This window comes from Ligilactobacillus agilis DSM 20509 (genome assembly GCF_001436215.1).
Classification (GTDB): domain Bacteria; phylum Bacillota; class Bacilli; order Lactobacillales; family Lactobacillaceae; genus Ligilactobacillus; species Ligilactobacillus agilis.
Genome location: NZ_AYYP01000022.1, coordinates 828 through 1,181 on the forward strand (window position 1 = coordinate 828; position 354 = coordinate 1,181).

The 354-nt window shown below is 48.3% G+C and carries 3 tRNA genes; all 3 read left to right on the top strand.

The features are described 5' to 3' along the window. The first annotated feature begins 49 nt into the window (after window positions 1-49). The 3 genes from FC14_RS03240 to FC14_RS03250 all read left to right on the top strand — a co-directional run bounded on the left by FC14_RS03240 (window position 50) and on the right by FC14_RS03250 (window position 284). Window positions 50-122: transfer RNA gene (locus tag FC14_RS03240), tRNA-Phe, on the top strand. Window positions 123-126: 4 nt separating this feature from the next. Then, window positions 127-212 (top strand) — tRNA-Tyr (locus FC14_RS03245). 1 nt (window position 213) lies between these two features. Then, a tRNA-Trp gene (locus FC14_RS03250) sits at window positions 214-284 on the top strand. Window positions 285-354 lie beyond the last annotated feature (70 nt).

Genomic DNA, 354 nt, shown 5'->3' on the forward strand with positions numbered 1-354 from the left:
CAAAATACAGTTGTTATTTTGAAAAAATATGATATAATGTTTAAAGTATGGCTCGGTAGCTCAGTCGGTAGAGCAATGGATTGAAGCTCCATGTGTCGGCGGTTCGATTCCGTCCCGCGCCATTATGGAAGGGTAGCGAAGTCTGGCTAAACGCGGCGGACTGTAAATCCGCTCCTTCGGGTTCGGTGGTTCGAATCCACTCCCTTCCACCATAGGGATATAGTTTAAAGGTAGAACTACGGTCTCCAAAACCGTCGGTGTGGGTTCAATTCCTACTATCCCTGTTAGCAGTTTAATATTATGGCGGTAGTGGCGAAGTGGTTAACGCACCGGATTGTGGCTCCGGCACGCGTG